The sequence below is a fragment of the Amycolatopsis sp. NBC_00355 genome (assembly GCF_036104975.1).
In the GTDB taxonomy this organism is placed as follows: domain Bacteria; phylum Actinomycetota; class Actinomycetes; order Mycobacteriales; family Pseudonocardiaceae; genus Amycolatopsis.
Genome location: NZ_CP107982.1, coordinates 7,895,942 through 7,911,499, shown reverse-complemented (window position 1 = coordinate 7,911,499; position 15,558 = coordinate 7,895,942). Strand labels below are relative to the sequence as shown.

The window sequence follows — 15,558 nt, the reverse complement described above, 5'->3', positions numbered from 1 at the left end:
GGGATGTCATTGCGCGGCCAGCCAGTTCGCGACGGCGCCGACGGTGTCGGCGCACCCGCCGCAGCCCGTGGTGGCCCGCGTGGCCCGCGCCAGTGCGGGAGTATCGGTGGCCCCGGCTTTCCAGGCGTCGATCAGCCGGGCCTTGGTGACGTTGTTGCAGCGGCAGATCACCGCGGTCGCCGGCAGGTCGGCCGGGCTGGCCGCCGGGGTGGCACCGGCCGGCAGCGCCCGGCCGAGGAGCACCGCGAGCCGGTCTTCCGGCAACGGCGTCCCGCGGTCGTGGTACTGGGTGATCGACGCGGCCGCGTCGGGCAGGCCCAGCAGGATCGCCCCGGTGACGCGGTTTTCGCGGACGACGAGCTTGCCGTACCGGCCGCCGGCCGGGTCGGTGAACGTCAGCACCTCCGCGTCGTCGTCGGTGGCCTCGACCTGCGTCTCCCCCAGCGCGGCGAGGTCGATGCCGCGGGCCTTGAGCCGGGTGACCGCGGTCGTGCCGCGGTAGCGCGCGGCGGCGTTCGTGCCGGTCAGGACGTCGGCCAGCACCTCGGCCTGCTCCCACGCGGGCTGGATCAGTCCGCCCGGGGCGCCGGGGTGACGAGCGCAGTCGCCGAGCGCGTGGATCCGGCCGTCGCTGGTGCGCAGCACGTCGTCCACCAGGATCCCGCGGTCGACGTCGAGCCCGGCGTCCTCGGCGAGGCTCGTCTCGGCCCGGACCCCGGCGGCGACCACGACGAGGTCGGCCGGGACGAAGCTGCCGTCGTCGAGCTTGAGGCCGTCGCCGGGTAGGTAGCGGGCGGCGGTGGCACCGAACCGGAAGTTAACGCCCATCGCGGTCAGCTGCCGGGCCAGCACGTGCCCGGCGGCCGGGTCGAGCTGGCGCTCCATGACGTGGCCGTTCGGGTGCACAACGGTCACCTGGTTGCCGCGCCCGGCCAGGCCGCGCGCGGCTTCAAGCCCGAGCAGCCCGCCGCCGAGCACCGCGACCGGCGCGCCGAAGCGGGCGGCGTCGAGGATCCTGGCGCAGTCGTCGAGCGTCCTGAAGGTGACCACACCGGGTCCGAGGCCTTCGACCGGCGGGATCCACGGGTTGGCGCCGGTGGCGAGCACCAGGGCGTCATAGTCCACAGTGGACCCGTCGGCCAGCTCGACGCAGCGCTTCCCGCGGTCGATCCGCACGGCTTCCGTGCCGAGGCGGAGGTCGACGTTCACGCGCGCAGCCCACTCGTCGTCGTGCAGCCGGACGCTCGCCGGGCTCATCCCGCCCGCGACGACGGCCGAGAGCAGCACCCGGTTGTAGGCCGCGTGCTTCTCGGCGCCGAGCACGGTCAGCCGGACACGCTCGGCGGCCGGGTCGCGGCGGCGGATCTCGTCGGCCAGCCGGGCCCCGGCCATGCCGTACCCGACGATCACGACGTCCCGGGCGCTCATGCCACACCGTCCACAGCGGACAGGGCGACGGCGCACACCTTGAACTCCGGCATCCGGCTGACCGGGTCGAGCGCCGGGTTGGTGAACAGGTTCGCGCGCTGCGCGCCGGGGAAGTGGAACGGCACGAAGACCAGGTCGGGCCGCAGCGTCTGCGCGAACCGCACCTTCGCCGTCATCTCGCCGCGACGGGAGCGGATCCGCGCGTGGTCGCCTTCTTCGAGCCCGGCGCGCTTGGCGGTGTCCGGGTGCACCTCGACGAACGCCTCCGGCACGACGTCGTTCAGCTCACCGATCAAGCGGGTCTGCGCGCCCGACTGGTAGTGCTGCAGCACGCGGCCGGTGGTGGCCTGCAGCGGGAACTCGTCGTCCGGCAGTTCGGCCGGGCCGGTGTGCTCGACCGGCACGAACCGCGCGCGGCCGTCCGGGTGGGCGAAGCCGTCGAGGAACATCCGCGGCGTGCCGGGGTGGTCGTCGGCCGGCACCGGCCAGTGCAGCGCCTCGCCGGCGCGCAGCCGGTCGTAGCTGACACCCGAGTAGTCGGCGATGCCGCCCTTGGACGCGATCCGCAACTCCTCGAACACCGTCTCGGCGTCGGCCGGGAAACGCCCTTCGGGTTGGCCGAGCCGACGGGCGAGTCCGTTGAGGACGTCCAAATCGGACCGCACGCCCGGCGGTGGATCGATGGCTCTGCGTCGCAGCAGGATCCGGCCCTCCAAGTTGGTGAGGGTGCCGTCTTCTTCGGCCCATTGGGTGACCGGGAGGACAACGTCGGCGAGCGCCGCCGTCTCGGACAGCACGAAGTCCGCGACCACCAGGAGGTCCAGGGCGGACAGTCGATCTTGGACCCGCTGGGAGCGCGGCGCCGAGACGACGACGTTGCTGCCGAACACCATCAGCGCCTTCGGCCCGCCCTCCTGACCGAGCGCTTCGAGCAGTTCGGACGCCGAACGCCCGGGTCCGGGCAGCGAGTCGGCGTCGACGCCCCACACTCCGGCGACGTACTCGCGGGCGGCCGGGTCGTCGAGCTTGCGGTAGCCGGGCAGCTGGTCGGCTTTCTGGCCGTGCTCGCGGCCGCCCTGGCCGTTGCCCTGGCCGGTGAGACAGCCGAAGCCGGAACCTTTCCGGCCCGGCAGGCCCAGCGAGAGGGCGAGGTTGATCCAGCCGCCGACGGTCGCGGTGCCCGTGGCGTGCTGCTCGGTGCCGCGGGCGGTGAGGATGTAGACGTTGCGCGCGTTGGCGAGCTTCGCGGCGGCCAGCCGCATGTCGGCGGCCGGAACGCCGGTGACCTGCTCGGCGCGTTCCGGCCACCAGGACGCGGCGATCCGCCACATCTGCGCGAAGCCGCTCGTCCGCGCGTCCACATAGGACTGGTTCAGGTGACCGTCGGCGACGACGGCGTGCAGGATGCCCAGCGCCAGCGCGAGATCGGTGCCGGGCGCGGGAGCGAGGTGCAAGCCGGCGAGCTCGGCGGTCGGCGTCCGCCGCGGGTCGACGACGATCACGTCGGCACCGCGCAGGTGCTGGGTGAACGGCGGCATCGTTTCGGCCGGGTTCGCCCCGGCGAGCAGCACGACGTCGGCGCCGGCCAGATCGGTGACGGGGAACGGCATCCCGCGGTCGGCGCCGAAGGCCTTGATCCCCGCGGCGGCGGCCGAGGACATGCAGAACCGGCCGTTGTAGTCGATCTGCGAGGTGCCGAGCGCGACGCGGGCGAACTTGCCGAGCAGGTAGGCCTTTTCGTTGGTCAGCCCACCGCCGCCGAAGACCGCGACGGCGTCCGGGCCGTGTGCTTCCCGGAGTTCCCCCAGCTTCCGCGCGACGAAGTCGAGAGCGAAGTCCCAGCCGACCGGCTCGAGCACGCCGTCGACACGGACCATCGGACTGGTCAGCCGCCTCGGCGACGTCAGGAGTTCGCCGGCCGTCCAGCCCTTCTGGCACAGGCCGCCGGCGTTGACCGGGAAGTCCCGCGGCGTGACGCGGACGCCCTCGAGGCGCATGCCGCACTGCAGCGCGCAGTACGGGCAGTGCGTGTCGACCTGCGGCACGTGCACCTCCGGCGTCGTTCGGGATGCCCCGACGCTAAGGAGGCCGTGTTACTCGGAATCGACCGAATGTTTCCGGCAGTTGACATTGCGGCGCGACTCACGCGCCCCCGGCGGTGAGGTGCGTGACCGGCGCCACTCCGGGCGTGCGGTGTTCAGCGCCTGCCCCAGCCGTCCTGTTCGAGGAAGCGCCGCTCGAACCACCACGGCGACCGGCTGAGCGGATCGGACGGCGTGCGGCGCGCGAACCGGCGGTCCGCGAGGGAGAGCACCGCCCTCACCAGCGCGCGCTCCCGGCGTGGCAGCTTCTGGAGAAGCCCGGCCAGGTCCCGCCGCGCGCCCACCGGGTCGCACTCCGAGCAGGGGCACACGTCCGACACCGACAGCACGTCCGGCGAGCGGGTGCCACGATCCCAGGCGAGCAGTAGTTCGGCGGTGCTACCCGGGCCGAACCCGGCGTCCACCTCGGCGAACGCGAGCTCACGCGCGGCGCGGCGGGAAAGGTGCGGAACCCGGATCGGCGGCGTGGCCGCCTCGATGCGATGAGCCCGGCGCAGGCTCGAAGGCCGGCTACGCGGCATGGCCCTTTCGAAGAGCGATCATGCGTCCAGGTTAGAGCACGCCGCTGACCTCGCGGGCCGCCACGCGAAGGCCGTCCAACGCCGCCCGCGTCGACCTCGGGTTCAACGCGTTCGCCGCCAGGCGGAACAGCACCGCGCGCAGCAGCAGCTGCGGCCACTCCGGCAGGTGGGCCCAGCGTTCGACCAGCTCGCGGGTCGCGCCGCCCCAGGCCAGCGCGTCGACCGCGACGATCGCGGCGCCGTACTCGCCCGGGCGGTAGTACGGGACGAAGTCGACCAAGCCCGGTGTTGCGTCGCCGTCGAAGAGCAGGCCCGCCAGCAGCTCGCCGTGCGCGACCTGGGACGGCAGCTTGATCGGCCGGCGCGCGCCGGCCAGGACCTCGAACCAGCGGCCGCCCTTGGTCTCGTCCAGGGGAACCTCGAGCTCTTCCCAGGCGACCCGGTCGGCGACGGCGTCGACGTCCTTGCGGGCGGCGATGAAGTCCGGCCGCGGCAGCCCGACGGTCGCCCGGTGCAGCTTCACCGCGGCCAGCACCGCCGCGTCACCGCGGTGCTCGGCCGAGCCGGCGACGAACCGCGACGCCGTCCAGCCGCCGACGATCCACCGGCCGTCGGTGGACCGCACCGGCTTCGCGACCCGCAGGCCCGGCTCGTCGACGTAGTCGAGCGCGCGGGCGGTCCACAGGGTCCGGGCCTTGTCGGTGACCGGTTTGAGCACCAGATCGCCGCAGCGCCACGCCGCCGAGTCCGGCATCGGTTCGCCGCCGTCGGCAAGCCCGCCGAAGGCCGAGCAGACGTGGCCGGGAGGGCGTTCGAGGGTTGACCGCACAAGTCCCGACGGTACCCGGCCGGGTGGTCCACGATCGAGAAGACGCGCTGGTCACACACCGTTTTGAGCGCACGGTGAGAACCGGGCCGAAACGCCGTGAAGGCCACCTTGAGGGACTCTGGGTCCCTCAAGGTGGCCTTCACGGACAACCACTGTCAGTAGGTCGGCAGGCTCGGGTCGATCTGCTTGGCCCAGGCCAGCACGCCGCCGCCGAGGTGCGTCGCGTCCTTGAAGCCGGCTGCGTGCAGGGCCGCCAGGGCCTCCGCCGAGCGGGCGCCCGACTTGCAGTGCAGGACGATCGGCTTGTCCTGCGGGAGCTCGGCCAGCGCCTCGCCCGAGAGGATGCGGTCCTTCGGGATCAGCGTCGCGCCCTTGATGTTGACGATCTCGTACTCGTGCGGCTCGCGGACGTCGATCAGGGCGAAGTTCTCGCCGCTGTCGAACTTGGCCTTGAGCTCCGCCGGCGTGATGGTGCTGCCGGACGCCGCCGACGCGGCCTCGTCCGACACCACACCGCAGAACGCCTCGTAGTCGATCAGCTCGGTGATCTTCGGGGTCTCCGGGTCCTTGCGGATCTTGACCTCGCGGTACTTCATCTCCAGCGCGTCGTAGCTGATGAGCCGCCCGAGCAGCGGCTCGCCGATGCCGGTGATGAGCTTGATCGCCTCGGTCACCATGATCGAGCCGATGGACGCGCACAGCACGCCCAGCACGCCACCCTCGGCGCACGACGGGACCATGCCCGGGGGCGGCGGCTCCGGGTAGAGGTCGCGGTAGTTGAGGCCCCTGCCGTTCGGCGCGTCCTCCCAGAACACGCTGACCTGGCCCTCGAACCGGAAGATCGAGCCCCAGACGTACGGCTTGCCCAGCAGCACCGCGGCGTCGTTCACCAGGTAGCGCGTGGCGAAGTTGTCCGTGCCGTCGACGATCAGGTCGTACTGCTCGAAGATCTCCAGCGCGTTCGACGAGTCCAGCCGCTCGGTGTGCAGGTACACCCGGACCAGCGGGTTGATCTCGGCGATCGACTCCTGGGCGGACGCGGCCTTGAGCTTGCCGACGTCGGACTGGCCGTGGATGACCTGGCGCTGCAGGTTCGACTCGTCGACGACGTCGAAGTCGACGATGCCGAGCGAGCCGACGCCGGCCGCGGCCAGGTACAGCAGCGCCGGGCTGCCGAGGCCGCCGGCGCCGATGACCAGGACCTTCGCGTTCTTCAGCCGCTTCTGCCCGGTCACCCCGACGTCCGGGATGATCAGGTGACGGCTGTAACGAGCCACCTCTTCCTTGGTGAGCTCGGCAGCCGGCTCGACGAGCGGCGGCAGTGCTGACATCGGGTCCTCCATCTCGCGCGGATCGCGTCCATCCCACTATGCACAACGCGCGTAGGCAAACAGACCTTCCCAGGTCCGGATCGTGGGACGGCTACCGCAGCGTTCACGGGTTCCGGGTGACGGAGCCCTCGGCCCGGGGCGAGCCCCGGATGTCACGGCGTGGGGTTCGGCCAGGAGTTGGTCTTGCAGATCAGACCGTCCTTGGCGACCTTGCCCTTGTCGCCGCCGGGGATGTCGTTGAGCATCGAGACGTAGTCGTCGTTGACGCCGAAGGACTGCTGCATCATCACCGGCGCGGGCTGGTTGTTGCCGCCGCAGCCGACGTGCTGGTTGCCCAGGGCGTGCCCGACCTCGTGGTTGATGGCGTATTGCCGGTAGCCGGTCATGTCGGCGCCGTAGGCCTTCGCGCCGCGCACCCAGCGGGCCAGGTTGATCAGGACGCGGCCCATGCTCTTGCGGTAGCAGGACGCCTCGAACTTGATCTGGAACCCGCAGGCGTCCGCCCGGTGCGTCGTCTCCGGCGTGGTGAGGCTCACCTTGAACGACGGGTTCGGGAAGTTCGCGTCCACCCGCTGGAAGGCGACCTTGCCGTCCCACGTCCAGCTCTTGGGATCCGACAGCGTGCCCTGGACCGCCGTGGCGAAGGCGTCGTCACCGGCGTAGCTGGCCGGGTCGATGCCGTCCTCGACGTCGACGGTGTAGGTGTACAGCTTCCCGGAGCCGACCTTCGGGCCGCTGCCGGGCACGGTGTGCCACGCGCCCGCGCCGGCCTGGGTGAAGGGGCTGCCCTCGGGGAGGTCCGCGGTCGGCACCTTGAGGTCGACCGGCGTCGCCGGGTTCTCCGGGATGCCCTGGCCGTCGGCGCCGTCGATGGAGCCACCGGACGTGTCGCCGCCCGCCGACTCGATCCCGGAACCGGCGCCCTGCTCGGCGATCGGCTCGGCCGGGCTGTTCGCGGTGTTGACGACGACGAGCACGGTCAGCACTACGAGGATCGGCAGCGCGTAGACGCGCCAGCCGTAGGTCTTGGTGAGCTTGGCGAAGGCGGTCTTCGGGGGCTCTTCGGCCTGCTTGGCCTCCCGCGCCTCCACGTGCGGCTTCCAGGAAGCGCTCAGCGGCTCGGCGGAGGTCCGGCGCCCGCCCGGGCGGTAGCGGTCCTCGCTGACGCGCTGGGCCGGCGCCTTCGACGGGCGGTACTGCCCGGTGCGCGGCGGCTCTTCGGGCTCCGGGGCGCCTTGCGCGGGCCGGCGGGCCGACGCGCGGTGGGGAGCCCGCCGATCATCACCTCGCGCGTCCTGCTTCACCCGGTCCACCGCACCAGGGTGCCACAGCGCCGAAGCGGCGCCCTCGGCGACTGGCGGATCACGCAGCGATCAGTTGTCGCCCGATCGGGCTACCAATTTCCGGCTTCGACGTGCTCCCACATGCCGAGGACCGCCTTCGCGACGACGATCGGACGCTCCATCTGCGCCACGTGGCCGGTGCGCGGGAGCACCAGCAACCGGGCCCGCGGGATCGCGCGGGCGGTCCGCATGGCGCGTCGCACCGAGATGACGCGGTCCTCGCGACCCCAGACGACCAGCGTCGGCACCTTCACCAACGGCGCGAGCGCCCACAGGGACGCCTTCCCGACCGCCGACCAGGCCCGGAAGATGCCGAACGTGCTGCGCGCCATCGCCGGCGCGGCCCAGGCGAAGGCCGCGCGGGCGCCGTGCTCCTCGGTCAGCTCGTCGAGCCGGCTCTCCGGGAACCTCGACGGGTCCGCGAAGCACAGCTTGATGACCTGCGCGGCGCGTTCCCGCGGGCCGAGCGCGGCGAGCTGGGCGCGCGCCCGCGCGCCGACCAGCGGCAGGTACGCGAACGCCATCCGCGGGTCCGACAGCCGCCGCGGGTCGGGGCGCCGGTCGGGCATCGCGGGCGAGATGAGCGTCAGCGTCTTGACGAGCTCCGGGTGCCGCGCGGCCACGATCAGCGCGATGGCGCCGCCCATCGAGTTGCCGAGCAGGTGGACCGGAGCGCCGACGTCGCGGATGTGCCGCGCGACGACCTCGGCGTGCGCTTCGAGGCTGAAGTCGAACCCGGCCTCGGGCTCTGAGGAGCCGAAGCCCGGCAGATCCGGCGCGGTGCCCCCGGCGACCGGGGCGAGCAGTGCCGCCAGGTCGGTCCAGTTCGTCGACGAACCGCCGAGGCCGTGGAGGTAGACGGCCGGCACGCCGTCCGGGCCCGGCGTGCGGCGCACCTGGAGGCGGGCGGTGCCGACCTCTTCGAACGTCGCCGGCCAGGGCGGCAGCACCGGTTCGAGCGACGGCAAAGCCCTGGTGGAGAGGGGCACGTGGGTCACCGGCGGCCGGGCCGCGCCGACGTCTCCCGGGCCGTGGGCGGAGGTCTTCACGGCTCCAGGATGCCCGACACTTGGCACAGCACGCGTACCGGCGAGTAATCTTCAGGTCGACTTCACGCGGTGGCGACCCCGCCCGTCGAAGGTGGCGAAGACGGGAGGAAGAGCATGACGGAGATGACGCGGTTGCAGCAACGAGGGGTGCGCTTGCCCCGGACCGAGCGCCGGGCCCAGCTCCTCGCCGCGGCGCAGCGGGTCTTCGCCGAGAACGGCTACCACGCCGCCGCCATGGACGAGATCGCCGAGGTCGCGGGCGTCAGCAAGCCGGTGCTCTACCAGCACTTCCCCGGCAAGCTCGACCTGTACATCGCGCTGCTCGAAAGCCATGTCGACGAGCTGGTCAGGCGCGTGCAGGCGGCGCTGGACTCGACGACGGAGAACAAGCAGCGCGTCCCGGCCACGGTCGGCGCGTTCTTCGACTTCGTGAGCAGCGACGCGGGCGCGTTCCGCATGGTGTTCGAGTCCGACCTGCGCGGCGAGCCGGCGGTCCAGGAAGCGGTGGACCGCGCGACGTCGGCGAGCGTGGACGCGATCACGGACACGATCACGGCGGACGCCGGCCTCGACGAGGACAAGGCGCGGCTGCTGGCGGTCGGGCTGGTCGGGATGAGCCAGGTCAGCGCCCGGTTCTGGCTGCAGCACCACCAGTCGATGAGCCAGGAGGAGGCGGTCGCCCTGACGGCCAACCTCGCCTGGCGAGGCATCGGCGGCGGCTTCCCGCTCAAAGACTCCTGAGGACGCATCTTTCCTAGGGAAAGTTCCGTTTTCGACCCCCGAAAGCGGAACTTTCCCTAGGAAAGATGCATTGTTTACGGCGTGTCAACGAGGGGCGGCCGTGCGGACCAGGGCCGAGATGCGGCGGGCCACTTCGTAGGGGCGTTCCTGCGGCAGCATGTGGCCGGCTCCCGGGTAGCGGACGAACTCCGCGTGCGGCAGCTCGTCCGCGATCACCTTCGCGTGCGCCAGCGGGCACAGCCGGTCCTTCTCCCCCGCCAGCACCACCGACGGGACGTCGCAGAGCGCGCCCAGGCCGCCGACGCCGCGGTGGGACGCGATCGCTTCCAGGAACAGCCCGGCGCTCGCCGGGTGGGCGCACAGCAGCTGCTCGACGACGCTGTCCACCTGCGCGCGGCCCGGCCGGTCGCCGAAGACCAAGCGACGCGAGCCGGACCGGACCATCCCCGGCCGCAGGCGCAGCGTGTCCGACCGCAAGCCGGCCAGCAGGCGGGCCAGCCGCGGCTCGAAGCGCGTGACGCCCCGGCCGACCAGGCCCGGGAACCCGAGCGTCAGCCGGTCCATGTCCCCCGACGACGTCGCCACGAACGCCGCCCCCGCGAGCCGCGACGCGACCAGCGCGGGGTGCCGTTCGGCGAGCACCATCAGCGTCATGCCGCCCATCGAGTGCCCGGCGAGCACGAGCGGGCCGTCCGGGGCGCGGTCGGCGATCACCTCGGCGAGGTCGTCGGCGAGCCGGGCGATCGACGCCGAGCCCGGGCGCGCGTGCGCCGAACCGCCGTGGCCGCGCAGGTCGTAACGCAGCACGCGCACGCCGGGGTCGAGGTGCGGCAGCACGAAGTCCCACGTCCGGTGGTCCTGCGTCCAGCCGTGCACCAGCACCAGCGTCACGGCCGAGTCTGCGGGCCCGGACAGCTCGACGTGCAGCGCGGCGCCGTCACTCGCGACGAACCGGTGCGCGATCGACGGGTCGCGCAGCCGCGACGCGGTGGTGGTCACCGGCCCGCCGGGAGCAGGAAGGACTTGCGCCAGAAGTACTTGCCGGGCAAGCCGACCAGGCCCGACTCCTCGAGGAACGGCATGATCTTCTCGCCGGCCCAGGCGATCGTGCCCTGCCAGTGCGGGTTGTTCAGCGCCGCTTCGACGCCGTCGCGCGGCCGGATGCCGACCGCCTTGTAGACGTTCGGGTTGATGAACGCCCGCGTCACGAAGTACGAGATGAGCGCGATGATGAACTGCTGGTAGCCGATCTCGGCCTTCGACAGCTTCGCCATGCCGCGGGTGACCTCTTCGCGGGCGAAGGTGACGTGCCGCGCCTCCTCCAGCACGTGGATCCGGTTGACCATCCGGACCAGCGGCTGGATGCCGTCGTCGTTCATCTGCTCGCGCTGCAGCCGGTCGAGCACCTCCTCGGCGACCAGGATCGCGCCGTAGCGCGCCGGGCCGTAGGAGATCGTCGGCATCAGCTTCGCGAGCTTCCGCAGCCACGGCACCGGGCCGTAGGCGGGGCAGCCGATCCGCGACGCCATCCGCGCGAACATCGTCGAGTGCCGGCATTCGTCGGCGATCTCGGTGAGCGCGAACTGCGCGTGCGCGGACGTCGGGTCCTGCTCGTAGACCTCCTTGAGCAGCATCTGCATCAGGAGGATTTCGAACCACAGCCCGGTGGTGGCGACGCTGGCGACCTCGTGCTTGCCGAGCTCGATGCGCTGCTCCGGCGTCAGTTTGTCCCAGAGTTCGGTGCCGTAGAGCGAGGAGCGCTCGTCCGGAATGAACCGCTTGCCCTCGACCAGCGGCGCGGTCCAGTCGATGTCGACGTCGGGGTCGTAGAACTTGTTCGCCGACGACTTGAGCAGCCGCTCCGCGGTCTTGTCGCGATCCGGTTCCTTCAGCGTCCGCGTCATTGCCGACAACCCCTTCCGAAACATGTAACTTGAGGTAACAGTTACCTCTGGTAGCATCCCTCTCGTGATCGAACGTGTCAAGCGCTCCGGCAAGTCGTCCGAGCCTTCGTCGCGCGACGAGGAGGCGACCGGCGACGCCCGCCGGGACCGCTGGCGCAAGCACCGGATCGCGCGGCGCAAGGAGTTCGTCGAAGCCGCGTTGCGCGCGCTCGACACGCACGGCCCGGACCTCGGCATGGAGGACGTCGCCGCCGAAGCGGGCGTCACGAAACCCGTGCTGTACCGGCACTTCGACGACAAGGCCGACCTCTACGTCGCCCTCGGGCAGCGCGGCACGGAGATCCTCTTCGAGCGGCTGATCCCGGCGATCAACGCCGAGCTCGCGCCGGTGCCGCGGATCCGGATGGCCCTCGACGCGTTCTTCACCGTGATCGAGGAGCACCCGAACCTGTACCGGCTGCTCGCGCACGGACGTCCGGAGAAGCCGGTCAGCTCCGACGTCGTGGCCGAGGACAAGGAACTGATCGCGACGGCGCTGACCGCGCTGCTCGGCGACTACATGCGGATGTTCAACATGGACTCCGGCGCGGCCGAGCCGTGGGCGCACGGCATCGTCGGCATGGTCCAGAACACCGGCGAGTGGTGGCTGGACCGCCGCTCGATGGGCCGCGACGCGGTCGTCGAGTACCTGACCCAGATCATCTGGGCGGCCATCGACGGGCTGAGCCGCCAGCACGGCGTCGTCATCGACCCGAACCAGCCGCTGGAAGCGAACAAGGTGGTCCAGCTGGGCCGCGCCGACCCCGTGGAGGAAACCTCATGAGCGACCACGACGAAGACGGCTACAGCGGCGAAGCGACCCTGGTGGTCGACGGCGTTTCGCTGACGGCCCAGGTGGAACTGCGCGGGTACTTCCAGCCGATCGACGGCTTCTACCGCTGGTACGGCCGGGTGGCGGTGCACGAAGAGCTGTCTCGCCTCGCCGGCGGCAAGAAGAAGGCCGTCGAGATCCACGCGGGCGAGCATTCGGCGACGGGCGAGCTGTCGGACCCGGACCCGTGGGGCCGCTACCGGATCACGGGCACGAGCACGCCGCCGTTCCACGTGCCGACGACGCTGGAAGAACTCAACGCCTGAGCTCGCCCAGAAGTCCGTGAAGGCCCCCTTCCGGGACTCTAAGTCCCTCAAGGAGGCCTTCACGGACTTTCGCTCCACCCACGGCGACGCTCGCCCGGAAGCGCCGCCGCGGGTGGAGCGGCAGGAACCGGCTCGGCCACCCGCGCGGTGGCCGTGCCGGTACGGCTCAGGGGGTGCGGGGGCCCGGCAGCTCGCGGCCCGGGAGCCAGCCGTTCGCGATGTCCGTGGCGCGCCAGCCCCGGACGCTCAGCCGGACCGCCACCACGGGCGCGTCCAGGAACGGCGCCGCCTCCGGGACCTTCGCCACCAGCGTCTCCCGCACCTGCGTGTCGTCCTCGCCGCCGACGACCTCGGCCAGCGCCTGGGCCTGCAGGAACGGCTGCATCGGCGAGCCGGTCGACACGACCAGCGAGACCACCGGGTTCTCGCGGATCGCGGCGAGCGTCCGGCCGCGGCGTTCCAGCACCAGGTTCAGCGTGAACGGGCCGTCCTCGGCGAAGTAGACGCCGCCGACCCACGGCCCGTCGCTGCCCGAGGTGGCGAGGAACAGCGACTTGTGCGTCGCCAGGGTGCTCCGCACGAGGTCCGCCACGGCGGTCGTCGTGGGCTCGGCTGTGGTCATCGACTTGCTCCGGTGGGGGTGTCGGTCCGGGCCCCGTGGCGCCGGATCGCCGACGAAGTTAAGCGCCGAAACCCCGACACACCAAGCAAAGCGCACCGATCCGGTGAACCTAGCGACCGGCCGGGAGGTACGCGTCGGGCAGCCGGTCCGGCCACCGCGACAGCCGTGCCATCGCCCATTCGAGCGGGCCGCGCCCGATCCGGCGACGCCAGGCCACCGAGGTGATGAGCGCGACCGCCGAGAAGGCCACGAAATGGGTGAGGGCGAACACGTCCGGGCCGTCGTCGGCGCTGTCCCAGATGAGCCAGATCGCCACGAAGTGCAGCGCGTACGCGGAAAGCGCGCGGCCGCCGAGATCGGCCAGCGGACGCAGGAGCCGCTCGAAGCGCGGTTCGAGCAGCAGGCAGCCGCCGATCACCGACGCCGCGAGGCCGATCGACACCAGCAGGTCGAACGGCGTGCACGACGCGCCGCTCGGCAGGAGCTCCCAGGCCCACGTCGTGGTCGGCGGGGTGCCGTGGATCCAGGACTCGTCGAGGTGCAGCAGCGTTTCCGGGCTCATGCCGTAGCTCGCCGCCGCCGGTTCCAGGGCCCGGTGGACGGCGTCGAGGCCGCCGAAGACGCGCGTCGCGACCCACGAGACGGCGTACGCGCCCGCAGCCAGCGCCGCGCCGCCGAAGCACAGCCGGCGAGCGATCGCCGGGGAGCGCAGGTCGAGGCGTCCGATCGCCATCCCGGCGAAGAGGTACGCCATGAGCGTGACCGCCGGGAACGTCCCGGTCAGCAGCAGCACGCCGGCCGCGCGCCCGAGGCCGTGCCAGGTCGCGAAGTCGCCCCACGCGACGTCCGGCGCCTCGAAGACCAGGTCGCGCGGCGCGAAGGCGGAGCGGAGCGCGAAGGACACCAGCGGCATCACCACGGCCGTGACCAGGGCGGCGACGGCGAGCGTGCGCGCCCGGCAGCGCAGCCACGGGATCGCGAGCAGGAAACAGGCGCCGTAGTAGGCGAGGATGACCATGTAGCCGGTGCCCAGCCCGCTCAGCAGGAGCCCCAGCGCGACCAGCAGCGGGGCCCGGGTCGCCAGCCGGAGCGCGACGCGTGTGCGAGCCCGGCCCTGTCTGGGCCGCCGCCCGCCGGACATCAGCGCGATCGAGACCCCGGCGAGCACCGCGAAGAGCGCGGCGGAATGGCCTTCGAAGGGCTTGAACCAGACGGCGCTGCCGCCGTCGAGCGGGTTCGGCCCGAGGTGCACCGCGTACATCCCGAGCACCGCGAGCCCGCGGGCCACATCGATCCCGGTCAGCCGGACGGCCGGTCCGCTCCGGGGAGCGGGACCGGCCGTGGGCTGGTGTTCGCGGCTCCGTACCGGAGCCGTTGGTACCGCGAAGACGCCGTCCACCTCATCTCTCGTTCACCCCGTCGAATCCCTGCCGGAGCAGGGTGACGGTCGGGGCTGAGAGCGAGCTGAGACCTGGCGGTTACCGCGGTGTGATGTCAGTCGCCGACGCCGAAGCCGACCTTGCGGGTGTCGGACGGCGCGATCTCGACGTAGGCGATGCGATCGGAGGGCACGATGTACTTCCGGCCCTTCTCGTCGCTGAGGCGGAAGAGCCCGTCACCGGCCGTCAGGGCTTCGGCGACCAGCTTCTCCACCTCGTCGGGAGACTGGCCACTGGACACCACCAGCTCGCGCGGGGTGTCCTTGATGCCGATCTTGACCTCCACGTGGGACCTCCGCTGGAAATTCGAAAGGGATGTGCTCGGCAAGGCTAACCGAACCGGGTCGTTGCGGTGCCGCATGTCCGCGCCCGGCCACGTCGTCGTGTCCTGGTACTCCATCGGGGTCAGCCCAGGCCGAGGGCCTGCATGCGCTTCGTGTGCCCCTGTTGCAACCGTCGGAAGAGCGCCGCAATTCCGGAGAGGTCGCCCGAACCGCCGATGATGAGCTCGGCCAGGCCGTCTCGTTCGGCGACGACGTACTGGGCCTGCGTGAGCGCTTCGCCGAGCAGGCGGCGCCCCCACAGGGCGAGCTTGTCGCGGGTCTTGGGGTCGGCTTCGATCCCGGCCGCCACCTCGCGCTCGGCGAAGGCGGAGTGTCCGGTGTCGGCCAGCACGGTGAGCACCAGGTCCTTGGTCTCGGGGTCCAGCCAGCTGGCCATCTCCCGGTAGAGATCGGCGGCGAGGCCGTCGCCGACGTAGGCTTTGACGAGCGACTCCAGCCACGACTTCGGCGGGGTCGAAGCGTGCCAGTCGTCGATGTGCTTCGGGAACGGCGCCATCGCGTCCTCGATCGCCACGCCGTGCGCGGCCAGGTGCGCGGACAGCAGGCCGTAGTGACCGATCTCGGCGGCCGCCATGGCCGCCAGCGCGGCCCGCCCGGCCAGCGTGGGCGCGCTGCGCGCGTCTTCCGCCAACCGGTCGAAGGCGGACAGCTCGAGGTAGGCGATCACACCCAGAAGGTCGACGACGCCTTCGGTGATCTCTTTCGGGTCGGTCACGGCAGCAGGGTATCGCCGAAGCACCCGGGCGTGTCGGGACGAGACCGATCCCA

16 protein-coding genes are annotated in these 15,558 nt (G+C 71.8%); 3 read left to right on the top strand and 13 right to left on the bottom strand.

Translation table 11 applies throughout. The annotated features are described in order from the left end of the window. Positions 1-6: 6 nt before the first annotated feature. The 7 genes from OHS18_RS36465 to OHS18_RS36435 form a co-directional block, all read right to left on the bottom strand. Positions 7-1,428: an FAD-dependent oxidoreductase gene (locus OHS18_RS36465; protein ID WP_328613824.1), complete on the bottom strand. Its 1,422-nt coding sequence runs from the start codon at positions 1,426-1,428 to the stop codon at positions 7-9. Further along, positions 1,425-3,473 (bottom strand): molybdopterin oxidoreductase family protein, encoded by a 2,049-nt coding sequence (locus tag OHS18_RS36460; protein ID WP_328613823.1) that lies wholly within the window; start codon positions 3,471-3,473, stop codon positions 1,425-1,427. Before OHS18_RS36460 ends, OHS18_RS36465 begins: the two co-directional genes overlap by 4 nt. 152 nt (positions 3,474-3,625) lie before the next feature. After that, entirely contained in the window at positions 3,626-4,051 is a 426-nt protein-coding gene (locus OHS18_RS36455) for a hypothetical protein (protein WP_328613822.1), read from the bottom strand. A gap of 31 nt (positions 4,052-4,082) precedes the next feature. Further along, positions 4,083-4,880: a TIGR02569 family protein gene (locus OHS18_RS36450; RefSeq protein ID WP_328613821.1), complete on the bottom strand. Its 798-nt coding sequence runs from the start codon at positions 4,878-4,880 to the stop codon at positions 4,083-4,085. Between the two features lie 155 nt (positions 4,881-5,035). Beyond that, positions 5,036-6,211, bottom strand: coding sequence for an adenylyltransferase/sulfurtransferase MoeZ (gene moeZ / locus OHS18_RS36445; protein ID WP_328444822.1), 1,176 nt, complete (start codon positions 6,209-6,211; stop codon positions 5,036-5,038). 152 nt (positions 6,212-6,363) lie between these two features. Further along, the gene (locus OHS18_RS36440; RefSeq protein ID WP_328444824.1) at positions 6,364-7,524 is read right to left on the bottom strand and encodes a DUF3152 domain-containing protein; all 1,161 of its coding nucleotides are present in this window, start codon (positions 7,522-7,524) and stop codon (positions 6,364-6,366) included. Between the two features lie 80 nt (positions 7,525-7,604). Further along, positions 7,605-8,504, bottom strand: coding sequence for an alpha/beta fold hydrolase (locus OHS18_RS36435; protein WP_328459076.1), 900 nt, complete (start codon positions 8,502-8,504; stop codon positions 7,605-7,607). Positions 8,505-8,717: 213 nt separating this feature from the next. Between OHS18_RS36435 and OHS18_RS36430 the strand changes: the two genes are divergently transcribed. After that, positions 8,718-9,344, top strand: a complete 627-nt coding sequence (locus OHS18_RS36430; protein ID WP_247061100.1) for a TetR/AcrR family transcriptional regulator — start codon at positions 8,718-8,720, stop codon at positions 9,342-9,344. Between the two features lie 84 nt (positions 9,345-9,428). Here the strand turns inward: OHS18_RS36430 and OHS18_RS36425 are convergent, their stop codons facing one another. Both OHS18_RS36425 and OHS18_RS36420 read right to left on the bottom strand, forming a co-directional pair. After that, on the bottom strand, positions 9,429-10,343 hold the full coding sequence (locus tag OHS18_RS36425; protein ID WP_328613820.1) for an alpha/beta fold hydrolase: 915 nt from the start codon (positions 10,341-10,343) through the stop codon (positions 9,429-9,431). Next, on the bottom strand, positions 10,340-11,248 hold the full coding sequence (locus OHS18_RS36420; RefSeq protein WP_328444828.1) for an AurF N-oxygenase family protein: 909 nt from the start codon (positions 11,246-11,248) through the stop codon (positions 10,340-10,342). The genes OHS18_RS36425 and OHS18_RS36420 overlap by 4 nt, the downstream gene beginning before the upstream one ends. A 55-nt stretch (positions 11,249-11,303) precedes the next feature. On the opposite strand from OHS18_RS36420, the gene OHS18_RS36415 reads away from it, so the two are divergent. Together OHS18_RS36415 and OHS18_RS36410 are read left to right on the top strand one after the other, a co-directional pair. Continuing rightward, entirely contained in the window at positions 11,304-12,071 is a 768-nt protein-coding gene (locus OHS18_RS36415) for a TetR/AcrR family transcriptional regulator (protein WP_328618643.1), read from the top strand. After that, positions 12,068-12,385 (top strand): DUF4873 domain-containing protein, encoded by a 318-nt coding sequence (locus OHS18_RS36410; protein ID WP_328444829.1) that lies wholly within the window; start codon positions 12,068-12,070, stop codon positions 12,383-12,385. Before OHS18_RS36415 ends, OHS18_RS36410 begins: the two co-directional genes overlap by 4 nt. A 166-nt stretch (positions 12,386-12,551) precedes the next feature. Here the strand turns inward: OHS18_RS36410 and OHS18_RS36405 are convergent, their stop codons facing one another. The 4 genes from OHS18_RS36405 to OHS18_RS36390 form a co-directional block, all read right to left on the bottom strand. Then, on the bottom strand, positions 12,552-13,007 hold the full coding sequence (locus OHS18_RS36405; protein ID WP_328444831.1) for a pyridoxamine 5'-phosphate oxidase family protein: 456 nt from the start codon (positions 13,005-13,007) through the stop codon (positions 12,552-12,554). Between the two features lie 109 nt (positions 13,008-13,116). Next, positions 13,117-14,406, bottom strand: coding sequence for a DUF418 domain-containing protein (locus OHS18_RS36400; protein WP_328613819.1), 1,290 nt, complete (start codon positions 14,404-14,406; stop codon positions 13,117-13,119). A 95-nt stretch (positions 14,407-14,501) separates the two neighbouring features. Next, positions 14,502-14,732, bottom strand: a complete 231-nt coding sequence (locus OHS18_RS36395) for a DUF3107 domain-containing protein (RefSeq protein ID WP_247063962.1) — start codon at positions 14,730-14,732, stop codon at positions 14,502-14,504. 119 nt (positions 14,733-14,851) lie between these two features. Continuing rightward, the gene (locus OHS18_RS36390) at positions 14,852-15,505 is read right to left on the bottom strand and encodes a ferritin-like fold-containing protein (protein WP_328444836.1); all 654 of its coding nucleotides are present in this window, start codon (positions 15,503-15,505) and stop codon (positions 14,852-14,854) included. Positions 15,506-15,558: the final 53 nt, after the last annotated feature.